Genomic DNA, 4,636 nt, shown 5'->3' with positions numbered 1-4,636 from the left:
TCTGCCGGGGCACGCCTCGGCAGGGGCTCTCAGCGCAATCTCCAACTAAATTTCCAGACGTCAGGTTACAGTACCGCATCCGTCGGATGGGCGATGTTCTTTTCCATTACCGTGGTATCAACGGTGACCCGCTTAAGGTCGTTACCTTTCACCACACCAGCGCGTTGCCCGGCCTCGATGGTCTGCGTCAGCATCCATTCGACACCTTCCTCGCCGATCCGTTGGCGCCAGCGTGTCAGGGATGACGGGTCAATCGGAAGTCGATGTTGAAAGAAGGTTTCACCGCAGAAATGCTGCCAGTACGGGTTCTCGGCCCATCGCGCCACCACCGCCTCATCCGAAAGCGCATAGGCATGTTGAAGATAAAGCAGGCCAGCAATCAAGCGCGACAAGGTGGCGGGTCGACCGGTGTGGGACGGAAAGAACCCCGCCCATTCACGCTCGAAGACATCCCAGTCAATCAGGGTTCCCAGCTTCACCAGTTCGTGGCGCATGTCGATCATTTCAACCAATCGCGAACGCAGGAAGTCGTCCTGTTCCGGAGGTGGCTTTCGTGGCTTCATTTTACGGCTCAAAATTGCAGGGTTTCTGCTCCCATAATACCAAACCCTGCACTTTCCGCCCAACAAAATCGTACTGTTATCAAATAAAATCAAATAGATATGAGTTGTTCAGGACGAACTACTTCGGACGAGAGAGAGCATTTTCACGAAGACGCCGCTATGGAGAGCGGCCTTGCGGCTGGAGACTGACGGAATGGTGCGAGGGGCGACACCGCATTGACATGAACAGCGACCAACGCCTCGATCCTTTGTGGAAAGCGCGTATATATCCAACTTGAGCACACAAATTAAAGTCACTCGACCGCGATCGCACTTGTCTTCCAGACTTCTTTGGCCAGTTCTATGAGCATTTTCTGACGCGTATCGATCGATCCAGCGTTCCACGAAGGGAAATCCTTCAGCTTTGTGTTGATGCGAGAAACTGATGTGTTTTGTCCAACTTCCGTCAGCGCAACCAAACTCCGCGTAAGATAATTAGCGCTCTTTAAGTACTCGGCACGCTTCGAGAAATAAAAATCGTTACCTGCAACGATGTTTATTGGCTTTTCTAAGAGGGTCAGGTTCCCCAAACGATTCTTGTAGTCATTATAATCCAAATTAGGATTCTCAGATTCCCACTTTTTCGCCAACTCATCTGTTGGGGTGGTTGGTAGTATATGTTCTATTTCTAGCGTTGCAAAAGGATCCAGGCTTCCAGTTGCCTTACTCCCATTGAAGGCCATCTCAACGTGCTGGGTGAGCTTTGCGAGAAGGTAGCGAGTGCGGTATTGTTGCATTGAATAGAGCGTGAGGCGCCTCAGTGCATCGGTCAGCTCTTGAGACTTGCCCGCCATATTTCTCTCGAAGCGATCGGCAATGAAGGAATTAAGTTGAGCCTTCTGTTGAACGGCATCTGTGACTCCGGCAATGCTTCGTAGTTCATCCGCCCATTGGGAAAAATTCCTCTCTAGATCCTTGGTCGGCGTCTTTGTAAAAATGTAGTAAAAGAGAAAGCTCTCAAGCTGAGTTACGAAATGATCAAATAGGGGCTTCGGCAAGCCAGCCGTAGCTAGCAGCAGAATGTAGTGAAGGCTGAAAGCACCGCCTGTCAGACGCTTCAGATTGTCCATGGCCAGATTAGGTTTGCCATCGTTTCCTCGCCCATTCCTAAACCCCAAGTAACTCTCTACATTTCGGATTACCTTTCGTACAAACTCGAAGGGCTTATTGGCGTAGTCACAGAGAGCAGCATTTTCCTTGCCAACAAACCAATCGTAAATTTCATCCTCTCGCACCACAGAGTCACCACGGTCATTCTTTATGACATAGTTGGCCATCAAAAAATATCTCAGAAACCGAAGCGGTTTCTCCTTATCTTTCTCAAGCGGCTTGGTGATCTTTTTCCATTCATCCTTTAGTTGCGTAAATTGGGCGTGCTTGACTTGAGTGAAAAGAAGGTTTTTCAGCAAGTCCATTGGGTTCAAGCCGACGCCCCGCTCATTAATAGTCTCGAAAATCTTTAGCGCGCTGCTGACATCGGTCGAAATTTGGATAAAGACAACATTATTTGCGAGATAACCCCAATACTTCTTTAACTTTACCGCATCATCATAGTTTTCACTCAGATACCGATGAAGGGTACCGTAGGCATTGACTATGTTCTCCAGCGACCCAAAGCTAGAAATCCCTGCGGCTTGAATGCCAGTTCGTGCAGCCTGCGGATCTGCATCCAATTCAACCAACTTCGATATGACCTCGTCGGCATTTTCATAGCGTGGCTCGAGTTTCAAGCTGGTTCGCGTCTCACCGTCACTGTCAGTGTAGCTCGTGGATATAAGTCCACCAACAGTCTGCTGCTGTGGTTCGCCTTGGAATAAGTTTTTCAAAGCGCAGAGCAGTAAGAAGAACGTCGTAAGGCGCTGCTGACCATCAATTACTTCGTAATGATTCTTTTGATCAGTTGGCGAAACGAGAACCATTCCAATGAAGTATTCGCGGGTCGAGCTGGCATCAATCTGTTCATTGATATCTTCAAGAAGCTGATACACCTCTTTATCAGTCCACACATACTCACGCTGATAGTCAGGCACGATATAGAAGCATTCTCTGAAAGCTTCTTCGATGCTATATTTATGATTCTCAATACGAGCCAAAATCTCTTCCCTTCCCAAAGTGCCGAGGCATGACGTCCGTCTAGCCGCTTTTCGTGATCTTTGGCTAAACTGGCTCAGTATCTGGTGCTGAGCAATAGATGACGGCTACCGACTGCCGATAAGATGAAGAAATCGGACACGACCCATTACGCTCAGTTTCCCCATAACACGACAACCCCTTTATTTGACTTGAAATTCTCTCGTTGGTGCGGTCACCACAGGACAAAACAGCTCCTCAGGTTCGCCCACCATGCCCGATACCGACATCAATTTCGCCCCTCCGCCTGACAAGCTCGCCACCGATGAGCGTTTGGCAGGGAGGGAACGGGACTGGGGTCGAACCAGATCATCTCGACCACGGCCGAGCCGTTTGGCAACAACTCCAATTCCTCGGCCGCTGGCACCTGAAACCCTCGACGGTATTCCACGACCGGGGGACACGCTGCCAAGCCGACTGTTTCAAAATCTGCCGTTGAGCAGCCGGTCAATCAGCTCATCGCTGTTGCGCGGATGCAATCAAAAAGGCCTTCTAAGGTGCCTTCAAACCACTTACGAACGACATGGCTCGATCCAGATCCAAGGTTCTGAAAACCTCAACGCCCTCTTGGTCCAAAAACCGATAATCCGTGTGTTGGCCATCTCGAAGGCTTTTTGTCACCAACTGCAAACCACATGTCTTTAAAGGCCCGGTATCACCGCCAAACAGTAGGTTGCCCCGGTTAAAATAAGCATTTGCCGCGAGGCTTCTTCCAGAGCTAATGCGGTACGCCTCTGCGACTTTACCCGGATCAATCAACGCATCTGGATCATCCGGATCCTTGATCTCCTCCGGCAATGGTTTCCAAAAAAGCCCAACTTCGGGAGGACTTCCCTTTTCAAGTCCGCTTGAAAAGTGCCTCTTACCAAGACTCGGACATTTTACGTCCACGCCGAATGAAATAACAAAATCACTGTCATAGACGATATGATAGGTGTCGATTTTTACGGCTTCACCGGGCTTGACGTCCCTGTACTCAACGCTGTCGGGGCTTTGAGTAATTGGAATGACGTCATCGTCACTGGTCGCGAAACCGCCGCTGCAAGGGCGCACATAATATAGTGTCTCATCCGAATTGTTTACAAACCAGATGTCATTTTCATATTCCTGACCGCCCCAGCAGGTGAGATAGAAAATCTTCTCCGAGTCAGCAATTTCCGTTGGAAACCTACGTTTCATTTCCATTTTAATACTCCTTTAGCGTGATTTTCATCATTTGACTTTCGTCAGATACAAATATCCGAAGACATACCCGGGGCTCCCTTTGAGCCTCATCATCTCCTCGTACGCGTCGTCGCTCGGCAACGGTTCAGTAACGATGAGTGGAGGTTCTGGGTCGTCCCAACTGAAAGTATCCTGGTAGACAACGACCCACCTGGCATCGCGCTTTTCCTGTTCATAGCGACGTTTTCTTCCTTTGCTCATTTGGTCCTTTCAGCAGGTTCAATCAACGACACGGCTAGACGCGGCCCTCGGAAACACGACGGTCAGGAAGACCGGTGCCCGCAAGTCGGATTTTAGACCCGAGACCTGAACCAACGCCTGTCGTGACGCTAGATTTTGTTTGGAGATTAATTTCCGATTGCGGCTCGTTTTGTGACGGCCTTCACCCGGAACAAGTACATTATAGACAGTACATACGTCAGAAGCGGTCGCATGCCTGCTTTTTTTGGCAGGTGGCTCCCAATTGCGCTCGAAAGCCCACAGGCATGATTCAGTGGTTCGGTTGGATAATCCAAACAGGTAGCATTGTGGGCCTCGAGCCTCGGAGAACCTTGCATCTTGTAGTGACCGACGAAGACCGGCGGTGCGTAATTGGGATATGTGCTAGTTTCAGGCAATCGAGAGGATCTTCTCTAACCCCCCAGCTAAAGCCACTCCAACACGCTTTGCGCGGGAGAATT

Annotated in this window: 2 protein-coding genes and 1 pseudogene; all 3 read right to left on the bottom strand. The window is 49.8% G+C overall.

The window, feature by feature from the left end:
- Positions 1-68: 68 nt before the first annotated feature.
- Positions 69-563, bottom strand: a pseudogene (locus LC354_RS26355) (transposase); the annotation flags it as partial.
- 293 nt (positions 564-856) lie between these two features.
- Positions 857-2,695 (bottom strand): DUF262 domain-containing protein, encoded by a 1,839-nt coding sequence (locus tag LC354_RS26350; protein ID WP_223428925.1) that lies wholly within the window; start codon positions 2,693-2,695, stop codon positions 857-859.
- 529 nt (positions 2,696-3,224) lie between these two features.
- Positions 3,225-3,917 (bottom strand): hypothetical protein, encoded by a 693-nt coding sequence (locus LC354_RS26345; protein WP_223428924.1) that lies wholly within the window; start codon positions 3,915-3,917, stop codon positions 3,225-3,227.
- Positions 3,918-4,636 lie beyond the last annotated feature (719 nt).

It is taken from the genome of Tateyamaria pelophila (assembly GCF_019966495.1).
Lineage (GTDB): Bacteria > Pseudomonadota > Alphaproteobacteria > Rhodobacterales > Rhodobacteraceae > Tateyamaria > Tateyamaria pelophila.
Note: the sequence above shows the minus strand (reverse complement) of the source record. Positions and strands in the feature narration are given on the sequence as shown.

What these genes read in the sequence shown, in the direction of transcription:
- LC354_RS26345 (WP_223428924.1), bottom strand. Translation starts at nt 3,917, where the DNA reads ATGGAAATGAAACGTAGGTTTCCAACGGAAATTGCTGACTCGGAGAAG.